The following is a 15,583-nucleotide window of genomic DNA, read 5'->3' as shown; positions in this document are numbered from 1 at the left end:
CGGGGAGGAGCGGGCCAGGGGCCACGGGGGACGGAAGGTGTCCGCTGTGGCCCCTGGCGTTCGCGGTGCCGGGAGGAGGGGTCAGCCCCGCAGCTCGGCCAGCCGGGCCAGGGCGTCCCGGACGGACTCCCGCTCCGCCCCGGTCAGCTCCACCGACGCGGCCCGCTCCAGCAGCGCGCGCGCCGACTCCGGGTCGCCCTGCCGCTGGGCTATGTCGCCGCGCAGCACCAGCAGCCGCAGAAGCTGCCCGGGCTCCGGCCGCTCGTCCGTCAGCCCCAGCGCCCGGTCGATGATCCGCGCGGCCCCCGGCAGATCGTCCTTGGAGTCCGTGTACAGATCCGCCATGTGCAGCGCCCGCTCGAAGGTGCCCTTCGGCACGGGCCGGTGGCTCTGGTCCTCGCTGATCGCCTGCCCGACCCGGATCGAGTTCCCCGTGGGATCGGTCATCAGGAACTGGCGCATGCCGTACGACATGTCCTTCAGCGGGCCGATGCGCGGCAGACCCCGGGCGGGGACGCGTCCGTACGCGGCCTTCAGCCCCGTGCGGAAGGCGGTGTGCAGGGTGTCGACATCGTCGGTGGTGATGTAGCAGCCGGAGTAGGACGAGGCGGGGTCGTACTCCTTCATGCCCAGGAACTGGAGTTCGACCGCACCGCGCTCGACCACCACATAGGCGTAGGGGCTCTTCTGGTGGAACGTCGTCGCGAATCCGAGCGCGGTGTAGAACTCGATCAGCGATGGCATCAGTTCGGTCCGGCAGGGGAGGAGGGGGATCGTGTTCTCGGCCATCCTGAGAGACTAGACAAAGTTGAATAGTCTGGTCAAAGTTGATGAGAGTGGGGTTTCGGCCATGTCAGTGATCCGGCTGCTGGTCCTCGGAGCCGTCCGCCAGCACGGGCGGGCGCACGGTTACCAGGTCCGCAACGATCTGGAGTTCTGGGGCGCGCACGAGTGGTCGAACGCCAAGCCCGGCTCGATCTACCACGCCCTGAAGCAGATGGCGAAGCAGGGGCTGCTGCACGCCCACGAGGTCGCCCCCTCCACGGCCGGCGGCCCTCCGCGCACCGAGTACGAGCTGACCGCCGAGGGTGACGCGGAGTATCTGCGGCTGCTGCGGGAGTCCCTGACCGGCTACGACCAGAAGATGGATGTGCTGTCGGCGGGTGTCGGCTTCATCGTCGACCTGGAGCGCGCCGAGGCTGTCACCCTGCTGCGGGAGCGGGTCCGCGCGATGAGGGAGTGGCGGTCGTCCGTGACCGACTACTACACCCCCGAGGAGGGGCCGGGGCAGCTCGGGCACATCGGCGAGATCATGAATCTCTGGGTCTCCTCCGCCGACTCCGGCGCGGAGTGGACGCTCGGCCTGATCGAGCGGATCGAGGGCGGCGCCTATGTCTTCGCCGGCGAGGGGGACCGGCAGGTGCTGGTCCTCGGCGAGGGGGAGGCGAACCCGTATGCGACGGGGGAGCCGCACGAGGGGGACGCCGGCTAGGGAGTTTCTTTCGGGTCGGGCCGGATCGGTGAGCGGGGTCCGGTGCCGCTCAGGGGCGGCCGGGCACGCGCCGGTGCCGGCGGCTGTGCCGGCTGTGCCTGCGGTGGTGCCTGCGGTGGTGCCTGCGGTGGTGCGGCAACGGTCAGTGGTGGAAGGCCGTCGCCGTCGCCGCGTCCTTGCCCAGCGGCTCCGACTGGCGGCGCAGCTCCGGCAGGAGCTGGTCCAGATCCTCCAGCAGCAGCTCCGCCAGATCGGAGGAGAAGCCGTTCCGGACGACCACCCGCAGCACCGAGAGGTCCTGGCGGTTCGCCGGGAAGGTGTAGGCGGGGACCAGCCAGCCGTGTTCGCGCAGCCGCCGGGAGACGTCGAAGACATCGAAGTTCCGCACCCCGGGCGCGGTGGTCAGCGCGAAGACCGGCAGTTCGTCGCCCCGGGTCAGCAGCCGGAAGTCGTCGAGCGCCGCGAACTTCCCCGCCAGACCGGACGCGATGTCCCGGGCGGCCTGCTGAACGGCCCGGTAGCCCTCCCGGCCCAGCCGCAGAAAGGTGTAGTACTGCGCGACGACCTGGGCGCCCGGCCGGGAGAAGTTGAGCGCGAAGGTGGGCATGTCACCGCCCAGATAGTTCACCCGGAACACCAGCTCCTCCGGCAGCTCGGCCGATGAGCGCCACAGCGCCCACCCCACCCCCGGGTAGACCAGCCCGTACTTGTGCCCCGAGGTGTTGATCGAGCTGACGCGCGGCAGCCGGAAGTCCCAGACCAGCTCCTCGTCCACGAACGGCGCGACCATCGCGCCGGACGCCCCGTCCACATGGACGGGGATGTCGAGCCCGGTCCGCTCCTGGAGTTCGTCGAGCGCCGCGCAGACCTCCGCCACCGGCTCGTACGACCCGTCGAAGGTCGAGCCCAGGACCGTGACCACACCGATGGTGTTCTCGTCGCAGAGGTCGGCGGCGATCCGGGGATCGATGTGGAAGCGGTCGCCGTCCATGGGCACCTGGCGCGCCTCCACCTCCCAGAAGTTGCAGAACTTGTCCCAGCAGACCTGCACATTGACGCCCATCACCAGATTGGGCCGCGCACCCGCCGGGTAGCGGTCGGCGTTCCGCGCCGCCCAGCGCCGCTTGAGCGCCATCCCCGCGAGCATGCACGCCTCGCTCGAACCGGTGGTGGAACAGCCCACGGCGGCACCGGGATCGGGCGCGTTCCACAGATCGGCGAGCATCGCCACACACCGCCGCTCCAGCTCGGCGGTGCGTGGGTACTCGTCCTTGTCGATCATGTTCTTGTCGCGGCACTCGCCCATCAGCACCCCGGCCTGCGGTTCCATCCAGGTGGTGACGAAGGTGGCGAGATTCAGCCGTGCGTTGCCGTCGAGCATCAGCTCGTCATGGACCAGCCGGTACGCCGTCATGGGCGGCAGCGGCCCGTCGGGGAGCCGGTGCGTCGGTGGCGCCGAGGTCATTCCGCTGACGGGGTCGGCCTCCCCGTAGAAGGGGTTGAGGGAGAGCCGGCGCCGCTCGCGCGCCTGGTCCGATGGTCTGTTCGCGCCCTGGTGGAGTGGCATCGGGGCCTCGCCGCCTTTCCGCGTACGCGTACACACTCGGCTCCCAGGCTCGTACGGGGGCGCATCGCCCGCAACGCGAGCCCCCGCGCCCACCCGTGTGCGGGGCGCGCGCCGCCCGGCATCGCTCACTCCAGGTGTCCGTACCCCTACATTGGGTGGCTCGCCCTCCCCTCCGCTCCCGTGGTCCGGGTGCCCGACGAAGGATGGTCATGCCGCACACCACGCGAGGCCGGACGCCCCTGAGAAGCGCGCTGCGGGGGACGCCGTGACCGCCCTCGCGCTCGGACCGGGCTGGCTCGATCCCGACTATCTGATCGGCGCCTTCGGCCTCATCGGCGTCCTGGTCATCGTGTTCGCCGAGTCCGGGCTGCTCATCGGGTTCTTTCTGCCGGGCGACTCGCTGCTGTTCACCACCGGCCTGCTGGTGACGGCCGGGAAGCTGGACGGCCTGCCGCTGTGGGCGGTCTGCGCCCTGATCGTGTGCGCGGCCGTCATCGGCGACCAGGTCGGCTATCTCTTCGGCCGCAGGGTCGGCCCGGCGCTCTTCAAGCGGCCGGACTCCCGGCTCTTCAAGCAGGAGAACGTGGAGAAGGCCCACGACTTCTTCGAGAAGTACGGCCCCAAGTCGCTGGTGCTGGCGCGCTTCGTGCCGATCGTGCGGACCTTCACCCCCGTCGTCGCCGGTGTCAGCCGGATGGACTACCGCTCGTTCGTCGTCTTCAACATCATCGGCGGGGTGCTCTGGGGCGCCGGGGTGACCCTGCTGGGCGCGGCGCTCGGCAGGGTCGCGCTGGTGCACCAGCACATCGAGAAGATCCTCCTGCTCATCGTGGTGCTCTCGGTGCTGCCGATCGTGATCGAGGTGCTGCGGGCCCGCGCCCACGCCCGGAGGGCGGCGGAGGCCGCGGAGCCCGCCGCCCCCCGCGGCTAGGGAGTTTCTTTCGGATCGGGCCGGATCGGTGAGCGGTGCCAGGGCTCGCGAGCCCGGCACGATCCGAAAGAGACGACCTAGAACCCCCGGGTGCGCTTCGCCGCGCGGCGCGGTTCGCCGGAGCGGATCGCCCCGCCCGGCACCCTCAGGAAGAGCCGGGACATCTCACCGCCGAGGTTCACCCCGATCGCGATGGCCAGCGCCAGGGCCGACGCCTTGGAGAGGGAGGCGAGACCCGCGTTGAGATCGCCCCGGGCGATCGCCAGCAGCCCGAAGTAGGTCGCGCTGCCCGGCAGCAGCGGCCCGATCGCCGCCGTCACATAGGGCAGCGCGGAGGCGAAGCGGTAGCGCGAGAGCATCTGCCCGAAGAGGCCCACCAGCCCGGCCGCCACGGCCGTCGCCGCGACCGGCGGCACATCCGAGGTGTTGGCCAGCGCTCCGTACACCACCCAGCCGATACCGCCGTTCAGCGTCACCAGCCAGACCGTGTCCCGCTCCTGCTGGAGCAGGACCGCGAAACAGAGCGAGAGGCCCATCGCGGCCAGCAGCTGGATCTCCGGGCGCTCCACGGCCTTGAGCGCGGTCTCCGGGGTGAGGGCCGCGCCGAGCGCGATCCCCAGATAGAGCACGAGCAGCACCCCGATGACGATGCCGACGATCAGATAGACGACCTCCAGGAGCCGGGCGGCGGCGGTGATGTAGAAGCCCGTCAGCCCGTCCTGGACGCCCGCGACCAGCGCCCGTCCCGGGATCAGCGCGAACAGCCCACCGGTGATCACCGCCGAGGCGCGGACGTCGAGCGGGGAGAGGATCAGCGCCACCCCCATCGCCGCCGGGGGCATCGCGGCGGCCACGAACTGATAGAACTCCGGCAGCCCGCGCCCCGCGCAGAGCCAGGCCAGCCGGTCGCCGAGCATGGCGCTGATCGCCGCCGCCAGGAAGACCAGCACATCACCGCCGACCAGCACGGACGCCGATCCGGCCAGCAGCCCGCCGGCGACCGTGAGCGCCCAGCCGGGGTAGGGGTGCCGGTTGCGGCGCATCTCCGCGAGCCGGCGGTAGGCCTCCTCCAGGGAGACCTCGGTGTCCGGGGTGCTGATGTCGTGGACCAGCCGGTAGACCGCCGCCAGCCGGGTGTAGTCGGTGCCCCGGCGGCGCACCGTCCGGTTCGCCGTCACCGGGTCGTCCACCAGCGACGGCTGGTAGGTGATCGACAGCAGGGTGAAGGTGACGGTCGGCTCGCACCGGTCGAGTCCGTACGAGCGGGAGATCGCGAACATCGCGGCCTCGACGTCCTCCGCGCCCTCGCCGCCCGCGAGCAGCAGTTCGCCGATACGGAGGGTGAGGTCGAGCACCCGGGGCACGGCGGGGCCGGCCTCGTCGGCCTTCTGCACGGTGTCGGGCACCGGCCGCTCGCCCACCGGCATCCGCAGCATCGCGCGCATCCGGTCCTGCCAGGGCGCGTCCTTGGTCAGCCGGACGGCGGGGATGCCGTGCGACGGGGTGAACGCGGGCGGGGAGTGGCGGAAGCTGTAGGTGCTGGGCGTGGCGAAGGCGGAACCTTCCTGCTCCGGCGGGGCCTCGGGGGCCGCCCCCGGCGGAAGGCTGAACTCCGAGGTGGGGTGGTCCTCCTCCGGGGGCTCCGGCGGCTCGACCCCGGCCGGCGGGGTGAAGGCGCTGTGGGCCTCGTCGGACAGGGGTTTGCGGTCCTCGGGGAGGGCCGGCAGCGGGGGGAGCGCGCCCAGCGGGTCCGGGCGCGGAGGTGCGCTCGGGCCCGCCGGCTCCGGTGTCCCCGCCGGCTCCGGTGGCTCCGGTGTCCCCGCCGGCTCCCGGGGGACGAGCGGGTGGGTGCCCGCCGGCCCGTCCGGGGCCGGGCCGTCGGGGTCCCGGCCCCGGCGCCCGCTCCGGCTCCGGCCCCCTCCGTCCCCGGGGGCCCGGTCCTCGGGGCCCTTCCGGCCCTTCCGGTTCCCGCGGCCCGCGGGCCCCTCGCGGTCCCCGGGGTCCCGGCCCTCGGGGGCCCGGTTCTCGGGGTCCTGGCCCTTGGGGTCCCGGTCCTTCGGAACCTCCGGCTCCGCCACCACGTGATGCCCTCGCTCCCTCTCGCTCGTGTCGCCGGTGTCCGTGTCAGCTCAGTATGTGCGTGGACATGGCGACGTACGACTCCGGGGATCTTCTGCCCCACGCACCACGGGCGGGACACCTGCCAAGGTGTCCCGCCCGTGGTGAAACGCGGTGAAGCGCCGGTACGACGGCGTCAGTGCGCGCCGCCCTTCGCCTCCAGGCGCTTGTAGGAGGCCTCGATCTCGGCCTCGGCCTCGGTGCGGCCGACCCAGTTGGCACCCTCGACGGACTTGCCGGGCTCCAGGTCCTTGTAGACCTCGAAGAAGTGCTGGATCTCCAGGCGGTCGAACTCCGAGACGTGGTGGATGTCCCGCAGGTGCTCCACGCGCGGGTCCGAGGCCGGCACGCAGAGCAGCTTGTCGTCGCCGCCCGCCTCGTCGGTCATCCGGAACATGCCGATCGCGCGGCAGGTGATCAGGCAGCCGGGGAAGGTCGGCTCGTCCAGGATCACCAGGGCGTCCAGCGGGTCGCCGTCCTCGCCGAGGGTGTTCTCGACAAAGCCGTAGTCCGCCGGGTAGCTGGTCGAGGTGAAGAGCCGACGGTCCAGACGAATCCGTCCCGTCTCGTGGTCCACTTCGTACTTGTTCCGCGAACCCTTCGGGATCTCGATGGTGACGTCGAACTCCACGTGTGGCTCCTCCATGATCAACACAAAATATCCGGTGGTGCTGTGCCCTTCCGGGGAGTGCTCCCCGGACCCCCAGCCGTGTGGTCACTGGTGCCGACCGGGTGCTGACTGGGGTGCCGTGCACACGGCAAGACGCAGTTCTGGTGATTAAGTGTCCCTCACGCAGGTGTGTGATCGCGAAAGGGGCTGGTGCGAGGTGCCGGTGATCAGGACATGGCAGCTCGCGGCAGGCGCGGCCGTGACCGGACTGGCCCTCGCCGCCGGGGCCGTCCTGGCGGCCGGCCCCTGGGAGTCCGGGCAGCGCGAGGCCGAGCGGGAACGGGCCGCCGGCGCGGACCGGGCGTGGACCTCCGGCGCGGGGCGCGCGGACAACCGCCCTCCCGCGCGCCCGCGCCCGGCGCCCGCGCCCAGCGCACCCGCGGTGCTCAGCGCGCTCGGCACCCCGGCACCCACCGGCCCCGCCGACGGGAAACCCGGCGAACTGGGCGAGGAACTCGGCCCCCTCTTCGCCGACCCCGGACTCGGCCCCCTGCGCACCGCGTCCGTCGTCGACGTCTCCACCGGACGGCAGCTCTACGGGAAGGGCGCCACCAGGGCGATGACCCCGGCCTCGACGGTCAAGATCGCCACCGCGGTCGCGGCCCTGACCGCGCTCGGACCCGACCACCGCGTCCCCACCACCGTCGTGGCGGACGGCAAGAGGATCACCCTGGTCGGCGGCGGCGACGCCGGGCTGGACCGGGCGGCCCTGCGCACCCTCGCCGAGCGGACCGCCCGCGCCCTGCGGGACCGGGGCGTCACCGGCGTACGCATGGCCTACGACACCTCCCTCTACCGGGGCAACCCGCTCCACCCCATCGGGATGAACGGCAATATCGCGCCCGTCACCGCCCTGATGGTCGACCAGGGCCGTATCGATCCCCGCGCCGCCGGATACACCGAGCGCAGCCACGACCCCGCCGGTGAGGCGGCCCGCGCCTTCGCCGGGATGCTCGGCCGGGCGGGGGTGCGGGTCACCGCCTCGCCCGCCCCCGGGCGGCCCGCCAAGGACTCCCGGCCGCTGGCCGAGGTGGTGTCCCGGCCGCTCTCCGCGCTCGTCGAACGGATGCTGACCGACAGCGACAACGACCTGGCCGAGGCGCTCGCCCGGCAGACCGCCCTGGCCACCGGCGAGAAGGCGGACTTCGCGGGCGCCGGACGGGCCGTGAGAGCGCAGCTCGCGAAGTCGGGCCTCCCGCTGGGCGGGGCGCGGTTCGCCGACGGCAGCGGACTCGACCGCAGGGGCCGGGTCTCGGCCGGTCTGCTCACCGCGCTGCTGGCCGAGGCGGCCCGCCCCGACCGCCCCGAGCTGCGCTCCGTGCTGACCGGACTGCCGGTCGCCGGCTTCAGCGGCACCCTGCGCGCCCGCTACTCCGACACCACCCCCGGCAGCGGGCTGATCCGCGCCAAGACCGGCACCCTCACCGGTGTGAACGCGCTCTCCGGCACGGTGGTGGCCCCCGATGGCCGACTCCTCGCCTTCGCCTTCCTGGCGGGCCGCACCACCTCGCGGGACGAGGCCCAGGACGCGCTGGACCGGCTGGCGGCGGCGCTCGTCTCCTGAGCCGTGCGCCCCCTGCCCGGCTCCGCCGGCCCCGACCGCGCGCGACCTGCTCGAACCGGTGCGCGAACAACACCCCGCCGCCGCGCGGGACCACCACGTACGGTTGACGCATGACGAGCATCGGTGGTGCCGAGATGGTCGACTGGAATCTCGCGGTGGCGACCGCGACCCGCTTCGTGCGGCCAGGACCCGACGTGAGCAAGGACGAGGCGCGTGCGATCGTCGCCGAACTGCGGCGGCATGCCAAGGCGTCCGAGGAGCATGTACGGGGCTTCACCCGCATGATCCCCGAGAACCACGCGCCGGAGGACACCCCCGTTCTGGTCGTGGACCGCGCGGGCTGGGTCAAGGCGAATGTGGCGGGCTTCCGCGAGCTGCTCAAACCACTGCTGGAGAAGATGCAGGAGCGCCGCACCGGCGGTGCCACGGGCGCGGTGCTCGGCGCCGTCGGTGGCAAGGTCACCGGCGTGGAGCTGGGGATGCTGCTGTCGTTCCTGGCCTCCCGGGTCCTCGGGCAGTACGAGACCTTCGCCCCCGCCTCCCGCGACCTGCCCGCCGGTGCCAGCGGGGGCGGGCGGCTGCTGCTGGTCGCCCCCAACATCGTCCATGTGGAGCGTGAGCTGGAGGTCGATCCGCACGACTTCCGCCTCTGGGTCTGTCTGCACGAGGAGACCCACCGGACCCAGTTCACCGGGGTGCCCTGGCTCCGCGACCACCTGGAGGGCGAGATCCAGGCGTTCCTGGGCGAGACCGACGTCGACCCGATGACGGTCCTGGAGCGGCTGCGGGAGGCCGCCCAGTCGCTGGCCGGGGCGCGGCCCGAGGGCGAGGAGGAGGAGAGCGGGCGCTCCATCGTCGAACTGGTCCAGACGCCCGCGCAGCGCGAGATCCTCGGCCGGCTCACCGCCGTGATGTCGCTCCTGGAGGGGCACGCGGACTATGTGATGGACGGTGTCGGTCCCGATGTCGTGGCCTCGGTCGCCGAGATCCGGGAGAAGTTCCAGCAGCGCAGGGCGCGCGGCGCCAGCCGGCTGGACCTGGCGCTGCGCAAGCTCCTGGGGCTCGACGCGAAGCTGCGGCAGTACCGTGACGGCGAGCGGTTCGTCCGGGCCGTCGTCGACGAGGTCGGCATGGACGGCTTCAACCGGGTCTGGACCTCGCCCAACACCCTCCCGACGAAGGCGGAGATCGCCAGGCCGGCCGAGTGGGTGGCGCGGGTGCACCGCAAGGCTGACTCCTGAGAGGGGGTTCCGCGCGGGGCGCCGCCTCCGGGCGGCGGGCCGGGCCGGCCGGAGGCCGGTGAGGCCGCGGGCCGGCTCCGGCCCCCCGGGGCGGGCTCCGCGGAGGACCCGGCCCCGAGGGGCCGCCGGCTTCCGGCGGACGCACCTCCGGGGGCCGCGGTCCGGGGGCCGCGGTCCGGGTCGCGCCGGGTCGCGGTCCGGGAGGCGCGGGCCCGGGAAGCGCGGGTGGGGCTGACGCGGGTCCGGGAAGCGCGGGTCGGTGAGGCGCGGGTCCGGGAAGCGCGGGCGCGGCGGCGGGTCGCGCCACCCACGCGCCCTCGGGAGGGCCGGGGAGCGCCCCCTCGGGGGCACAGCATCACCCGTCCGAGGGACCCTGGGGCCGTAGGGAGCCGTGCGATGCTCGGTGAGCGGCTCGGTTCTGTCACCATCATCGCACTCTCAGTGACCGAATCACCGGCCGTGTCACTCACCGACGCTCACCGACGATCGCCGACGCCGACGGAAGCCGACGGAAGCCGACGGAGCCCCCACCGGGAACCCGACCGGCCGACGGAAGCCGATGGAAGCGGCGGAAGCGACCGACACCGACCGAACCACCGCTCCGACTCCTCACCGAGGTACCCCCCAACCTCCTTCACGAAGGGCACCGGACATGGGTCCCCATCCTGCGGTCGCGGCGATACGCCTGGCGGTCCGCCGCGTACTCCACGACGTACTGACCGAGTACCCCCCGCTCCCCGACCGGGTCACCACGGCACCCCCCGCCGACCGCGTCGCACGGCTGCGCCAGGCGGCGACCCCCGCCTGTGCCGCGGCGGCCTCGTCCGCCGCCTCGTCCTCCTCCGCCGGCCCCCTGGTGCTGGTGGCCTGCTCGGGCGGCGCCGACTCCATGGCGCTCGCCTCGGCCCTCGCCTTCGAGGCCCGGAAACTCTCCGTCCGGGCCGGCGGCATCACCGTCGACCACGGTCTCCAGCACGGCTCCGACCAACGTGCCTCCGAGGTCGCCGGGCGCCTGTCCGCGATGGGTCTCGAACCCGTCGAGGCCATCTCCGTCCGCGTCGGGCGGGGCGGAGGCCCCGAGGCCGCCGCCCGCGACGCCCGGTACGCGGCCCTGGACGCCGCCGCCGACCGCCACGGCGCCGTCGCCGTACTCCTCGGCCACACCCGCGACGACCAGGCGGAAACCGTCCTGCTGGGGCTGGCCCGGGGATCGGGGATTCGCTCCCTGTCCGGGATGGCCGCCGTCTCCGGGCGGCACGACCGCTACCGCCGCCCGTTCCTCCAGCTCGACCGGCAGACCGTCCGCAAGGCCTGCATGGTGCAGTCGCTGCCCGTCTGGGACGACCCGCACAACGCCGACCCCGCCTACACCCGCTCACGGCTGCGCCACGAAGGGCTGCCCGCCCTGGAGAAGGCCCTCGGCAAGGGAGTCGTCGAGGCCCTCGCCCGGACCGCGCAGCTCTCCCGCGACGACGCCGACGCCCTGGACACCTGGGCCGCCGACGCCGACTCGTCGGTGCGCGACGAGAGCGGCCAGCTGGAGTGCGCCAAGCTCTACGCGCTGCCGCCCGCCGTCCGCCGCCGGGTGCTGCGCCGGGCCGTGATCCAGGCCGGTTCCCCCGCCGGGTCCCTGTTCGCCCGTCATGTCGAGGAAGTGGACCGTCTGATCACCGGCTGGCGGGGCCAGGGAGCCATCAATCTGCCCGGCCGCGTCGAGGCGCGCCGGCAGAGTGGCAGACTTGTCATCCGGCAAGGCTGACGCAGCCGCGGTACGAGCACGGCGGCTGAGGTCACCCGGGAGCCCCTCGCGGGCCCCCGGATTCCCGGCCCCCCGGACCCCGGCAACTCCTGCCGGACCGGGGAAGCACCCCGGAACCCGGCGAGAGAAAGCGACCGCGTGAACGAGAAGGACATGGGCACCGACCTCCAGTCGGTGCTCATCACCAAGGAAGAGATCGACGCGAAGCTGGCGGAGCTGGCCGCGAAGGTCGACGCGGAGTACGAGGGCAAGGAGCTGCTGCTCGTCGGTGTCCTCAAGGGCGCCGTGATGGTGATGGCCGACCTGGCGCGGGCGCTCTCCAGCCCCGTCACCATGGACTGGATGGCGGTGTCGTCCTACGGCGCGGGCACCCAGTCCTCCGGAGTCGTCCGGATTCTCAAGGACCTGGACACTGACATCAAGGGCCGGCACGTCCTGATCGTCGAGGACATCATCGACTCGGGGCTCACCCTCTCGTGGCTGCTCTCCAACCTGGGGTCGCGCGAGCCCGCCTCGATCGAGGTGTGCACCCTGCTGCGCAAGCCGGACGCCGCGAAGGTCGCGCTCGATGTGAAGTGGGTCGGGTTCGACATCCCCAACGAGTTCGTTGTCGGCTATGGGCTGGACTATGCGGAGAAGTACCGCAACCTCCCCTTCGTCGGCACCCTCGCGCCCCACGTCTACGGCGGCTGATCCGGCGCCCCGGCCCGGTCCGGGAACCAAGGCCCCCTTTTCGCCGTTGGACCCTGGGAGGACGGGTTTGTCGTCCCGGGCGTGCGGTCACGGCAGCGATGCTGGGGTACCGTCCGAAGAACAGTCTTTTCTCACAGCAGCATTTACCTACGGGCAGGAGGGACGGGGCGACACCGCCCCGTATGGATGGACGTGAAGCGATACTTCCGTGGGCCGGTCATGTGGATCGTGCTGGCCGTCCTCGCCGTGGTCGTGTTGATGCAGGTCGTCGGCTCGTCGGGCGGCTACAAGACAGTGGACACCGGCCAGGTCGTCCAGGCGATCGACAAGAACCAGGTCGACTCGGTCAAGCTGACCACCGGCGACGAACAGATCATCAAGGTCGACCTCAAGGGCGACCACAAGGTCAAGGGCAGCGGCAAGATCCAGGCGAGCTATATCGGCACCCAGGGCGTCGCCCTCGCCGACAAGCTTCAGACGAAGTTCGAGAACGGTGACATCTCCGAGGGATACACCGTCTCGCCGTCGAAGCAGAGCCCGTTCATCTCGGTGCTGCTCTCCCTGCTGCCCTTCGTACTGATCGTGCTGGTCTTCCTGTTTCTGATGAACCAGATGCAGGGCGGCGGCTCCCGAGTGATGAACTTCGGGAAGTCCAAGGCCAAGCTGATCACCAAGGACACCCCGAAGACGACCTTCGCCGATGTGGCGGGGTCGGACGAGGCAGTCGAGGAACTCCACGAGATCAAGGAGTTCCTCCAGGAGCCGGCGAAGTTCCAGGCCGTCGGCGCCAAGATCCCCAAGGGTGTGCTGCTGTACGGCCCGCCCGGCACCGGCAAGACCCTGCTGGCCCGCGCCGTCGCGGGTGAGGCCGGCGTTCCCTTCTACTCGATCTCCGGATCGGACTTCGTCGAGATGTTCGTCGGCGTCGGCGCCTCCCGGGTGCGCGACCTCTTCGAGCAGGCCAAGGCGAACGCCCCGGCGATCGTCTTCGTCGACGAGATCGACGCCGTCGGCCGGCACCGCGGCGCGGGTCTCGGCGGCGGTCACGACGAGCGCGAGCAGACGCTCAACCAGCTGCTCGTCGAGATGGACGGCTTCGACGTGAAGGGCGGGGTCATCCTGATCGCCGCCACCAACCGGCCCGACATCCTCGACCCGGCGCTGCTGCGCCCGGGCCGCTTCGACCGGCAGATCGCGGTCGACCGCCCGGACATGCAGGGCCGGCTGGAGATCCTCAAGGTTCACCAGAAGGGCAAGCCGGTCGCCCCGGACGTCGACCTCGGCGCCGTCGCCCGGCGCACACCGGGCTTCACCGGCGCGGACCTGTCGAATGTGCTGAACGAAGCCGCGCTGCTCACCGCGCGCAGCGACAAGAAGCTGATCGACAACCACGCGCTGGACGAGGCGATCGACCGGGTGGTCGCGGGACCGCAGAAGCGGACCCGGATCATGTCGGACAAGGAGAAGAAGATCACCGCGTACCACGAGGGCGGCCACGCCCTGGTCGCGGCGGCTCTGCCGAACTCCGACCCGGTCCACAAGATCACCATCCTCTCCCGGGGCCGTGCCCTGGGGTACACGATGGTGCTTCCGGACGAGGACAAGTACTCGACCACCCGCAACGAGATGCTCGACCAGCTGGCCTACATGCTGGGCGGGCGCGCGGCCGAGGAGCTGGTCTTCCACGACCCGACCACCGGTGCGGCCAATGACATCGAGAAGGCCACCACCACGGCCCGCGCGATGGTCACGCAGTACGGCATGACCGAGCGCCTCGGCGCGATCAAGTTCGGCGGCGACAACACCGAACCGTTCCTCGGCCGGGAGATGGCGCACCAGCGCGATTACTCGGAGGAGGTCGCGGCGCTCGTCGACGAAGAGGTCAAGAAGCTCATCGAGACCGCGCACAACGAGGCCTGGGAGATCCTGGTCGAGAACCGCGATGTGCTCGACAACCTCGTGCTGGAGCTGCTGGAGAAGGAGACCCTCGGCAAGGAGCAGATCGCCGAGGTCTTCGCCCCGATCGTGAAGCGCCCGGCCCGTCCGGCGTGGACCGGTTCCTCCCGGCGGACACCCTCCACCAGGCCGCCGGTGCTCTCGCCGAAGGAGCTGGCCCTCACCAACGGGGCGGGCTCCGCGAACGGCTCGGCCGTGGACACCACCAAGGCCACCGAGGCGGCCCCGGCTCCGGCGCCCGCGCCGGAGGAGCGCCCGGAGAGCTGATCCGCGGCCCGGGCGACCGCAGGTCACCCGGGCCCGGAATGAATGCCGCGTCCCCCCAGGTTTTAGCCTGGGGGGACGCGGCATTCTGTACGACCGCAGCCCAGAGCAAGAGGAACGAGGCACAGATGACCGACCCCGTGACGCTGGACGGCGAGGGCACGATCGGTGAGTTCGACGAGAAGCGGGCCGAGAGTGCCGTGCGCGAGCTGCTGATCGCGGTCGGTGAGGACCCCGACCGTGAAGGGCTGCGGGAGACGCCCGGGCGGGTGGCGCGAGCGTACAAGGAGATATTCGCGGGGTTGTGGCAGCAGCCGCGGGACGTGCTGACGACGACGTTCGACCTCGGGCACGACGAGATGGTGCTGGTGAAGGACATCGAGGTGATGAGCTCGTGCGAGCACCACCTCGTGCCCTTCGTCGGGGTCGCGCACGTGGGGTACATCCCGTCGGCGGACGGGAAGATCACGGGGCTGTCGAAGCTGGCGCGGCTGGTGGATGTGTTCGCGCGGAGGCCGCAGGTGCAGGAGCGGCTGACGACGCAGATCGCGGACTCGCTGATGGAGATACTGGAGCCGCGGGGGGTGATCGTGGTGGTGGAGTGCGAGCACATGTGCATGACCATGCGCGGGGTGCGGAAGCCCGGTGCCAAGACGATCACCTCGGCGGTCCGGGGCCAGCTCCGCGACCCGGCCACCCGCAACGAGGCGATGTCCTTGATCATGGCCCGCTGACCCCACGACCCCCCTGGCGGGGCAGGCCCGCCCGGCCTTGCGAGCCTGAGCAGGGGCTCAGCCTCGCGGCGCGCCTGGGGGACCCTCAGCCTCTCGGCCGGCCTGAGCAAACCCAGTCCCCTGCGGGAGCACGGGCGCTGCATCCCCTCGGGTGGCTGAGGCACACCCTCTCAGCCCTTCCGGGTGGTTGAGGCCACACTCACCTGGCTCTTCGGGTGGTTGAGGCCACACCTACCTGGCTTCTCGGGTGGCTGGGGCACACCTACCTGGCTCTTCGGGTGGTTGAGGCCACACCTACCTGGCTTCTCGGGTGGCTGGGGCACACCTACCTGGCTCCTCGGGTGGCTGGGGCACACCTACCTGGCTCCTCGGGTGGTTGAGGCACACCTACCTGGCCGCTCGGGTGGCTGTAGGCACACCCACCCAGCCGCTCGGGTGGCTGTAGGCACACCCGCCTAGCCCCTCGGGTGGGCTGCGGTGCACCACCCCAGCCCCTCCGGCGTTTGAGGAGCGGGGGTTCGGGGGCTGGCCCCCGACCGTGGCCCGCAGGATGCGGGGCCCTGTGGACCAGGGTCCGTCCACAAACGCCGGGCG

General features: G+C 71.9%; 12 protein-coding genes. 8 read left to right on the top strand and 4 right to left on the bottom strand.

The window, feature by feature from the left end:
• Positions 1-81 precede the first annotated feature (81 nt).
• The gene (locus ABT122_RS26555) at positions 82-789 is read right to left on the bottom strand and encodes a DUF8817 family protein (RefSeq protein WP_351557252.1); all 708 of its coding nucleotides are present in this window, start codon (positions 787-789) and stop codon (positions 82-84) included.
• Between the two features lie 61 nt (positions 790-850).
• Between ABT122_RS26555 and ABT122_RS26550 the strand changes: the two genes are divergently transcribed.
• Positions 851-1,492, top strand: a complete 642-nt coding sequence (locus tag ABT122_RS26550; protein WP_351557249.1) for a PadR family transcriptional regulator — start codon at positions 851-853, stop codon at positions 1,490-1,492.
• 142 nt (positions 1,493-1,634) lie between these two features.
• Here ABT122_RS26550 and gad read toward each other — a convergent pair whose 3' ends face one another.
• On the bottom strand, positions 1,635-3,059 hold the full coding sequence (gene gad / locus ABT122_RS26545) for a glutamate decarboxylase (protein WP_351557246.1): 1,425 nt from the start codon (positions 3,057-3,059) through the stop codon (positions 1,635-1,637).
• 265 nt (positions 3,060-3,324) lie between these two features.
• Here gad and ABT122_RS26540 point away from each other — a divergent pair, with 265 nt between their 5' ends.
• A complete protein-coding gene (locus tag ABT122_RS26540; protein ID WP_351557243.1) occupies positions 3,325-3,990 on the top strand; it encodes a DedA family protein in 666 nt (221 codons plus the stop codon).
• A gap of 77 nt (positions 3,991-4,067) precedes the next feature.
• Here ABT122_RS26540 and ABT122_RS26535 read toward each other — a convergent pair whose 3' ends face one another.
• Both ABT122_RS26535 and ABT122_RS26530 read right to left on the bottom strand, forming a co-directional pair.
• Positions 4,068-5,735 (bottom strand): threonine/serine exporter family protein, encoded by a 1,668-nt coding sequence (locus tag ABT122_RS26535; protein ID WP_451067967.1) that lies wholly within the window; start codon positions 5,733-5,735, stop codon positions 4,068-4,070.
• Between the two features lie 509 nt (positions 5,736-6,244).
• Positions 6,245-6,739: an inorganic diphosphatase gene (locus ABT122_RS26530; protein WP_351557312.1), complete on the bottom strand. Its 495-nt coding sequence runs from the start codon at positions 6,737-6,739 to the stop codon at positions 6,245-6,247.
• A gap of 196 nt (positions 6,740-6,935) precedes the next feature.
• Here ABT122_RS26530 and dacB point away from each other — a divergent pair, with 196 nt between their 5' ends.
• The 6 genes from dacB (at position 6,936) to folE (ending at position 14,989) form a co-directional block, all read left to right on the top strand.
• The gene (gene dacB / locus ABT122_RS26525) at positions 6,936-8,342 is read left to right on the top strand and encodes a D-alanyl-D-alanine carboxypeptidase/D-alanyl-D-alanine endopeptidase (RefSeq protein WP_351557240.1); all 1,407 of its coding nucleotides are present in this window, start codon (positions 6,936-6,938) and stop codon (positions 8,340-8,342) included.
• A 110-nt stretch (positions 8,343-8,452) separates the two neighbouring features.
• Positions 8,453-9,583 carry an Rv3626c family coenzyme F420 biosynthesis-associated protein gene (locus ABT122_RS26520; protein ID WP_351557237.1) on the top strand — a complete coding sequence of 377 codons (1,131 nt, stop codon included), beginning with the start codon at positions 8,453-8,455 and terminating at the stop codon, positions 9,581-9,583.
• 652 nt (positions 9,584-10,235) lie between these two features.
• Positions 10,236-11,342, top strand: coding sequence for a tRNA lysidine(34) synthetase TilS (tilS, locus tag ABT122_RS26515; protein WP_351557234.1), 1,107 nt, complete (start codon positions 10,236-10,238; stop codon positions 11,340-11,342).
• A 153-nt stretch (positions 11,343-11,495) separates the two neighbouring features.
• Positions 11,496-12,035: a hypoxanthine phosphoribosyltransferase gene (gene hpt, locus ABT122_RS26510; RefSeq protein ID WP_351557309.1), complete on the top strand. Its 540-nt coding sequence runs from the start codon at positions 11,496-11,498 to the stop codon at positions 12,033-12,035.
• Positions 12,036-12,221: 186 nt separating this feature from the next.
• Positions 12,222-14,258 carry an ATP-dependent zinc metalloprotease FtsH gene (ftsH, locus tag ABT122_RS26505; RefSeq protein WP_351557231.1) on the top strand — a complete coding sequence of 679 codons (2,037 nt, stop codon included), beginning with the start codon at positions 12,222-12,224 and terminating at the stop codon, positions 14,256-14,258.
• A gap of 125 nt (positions 14,259-14,383) precedes the next feature.
• Positions 14,384-14,989 (top strand): GTP cyclohydrolase I FolE, encoded by a 606-nt coding sequence (gene folE / locus ABT122_RS26500; protein WP_351557228.1) that lies wholly within the window; start codon positions 14,384-14,386, stop codon positions 14,987-14,989.
• The last annotated feature ends 594 nt before the right edge of the window (positions 14,990-15,583 follow it).

This window comes from Streptomyces sp. NPDC001985 (assembly GCF_040296845.1).
GTDB lineage: Bacteria > Actinomycetota > Actinomycetes > Streptomycetales > Streptomycetaceae > Streptomyces.
The sequence above is the reverse complement of the archived record's forward strand: the minus strand, read 5'-3'. Positions and strand labels throughout refer to the sequence as shown.

Bases quoted from the DNA above. Each gene is read 5' to 3' on its own strand.
- folE (WP_351557228.1), top strand. From the start codon at position 14,384: ATGACCGACCCCGTGACGCTGGACGGCGAGGGCACGATCGGTGAGTTC.
- ABT122_RS26555 (WP_351557252.1), bottom strand. From the start codon at position 789: ATGGCCGAGAACACGATCCCCCTCCTCCCCTGCCGGACCGAACTGATG.
- hpt (WP_351557309.1), top strand. From the start codon at position 11,496: ATGGGCACCGACCTCCAGTCGGTGCTCATCACCAAGGAAGAGATCGAC.
- ABT122_RS26550 (WP_351557249.1), top strand. From the start codon at position 851: ATGTCAGTGATCCGGCTGCTGGTCCTCGGAGCCGTCCGCCAGCACGGG.
- gad (WP_351557246.1), bottom strand. From the start codon at position 3,059: ATGCCACTCCACCAGGGCGCGAACAGACCATCGGACCAGGCGCGCGAG.
- ftsH (WP_351557231.1), top strand. From the start codon at position 12,222: ATGGACGTGAAGCGATACTTCCGTGGGCCGGTCATGTGGATCGTGCTG.
- ABT122_RS26520 (WP_351557237.1), top strand. From the start codon at position 8,453: ATGACGAGCATCGGTGGTGCCGAGATGGTCGACTGGAATCTCGCGGTG.
- tilS (WP_351557234.1), top strand. From the start codon at position 10,236: ATGGGTCCCCATCCTGCGGTCGCGGCGATACGCCTGGCGGTCCGCCGC.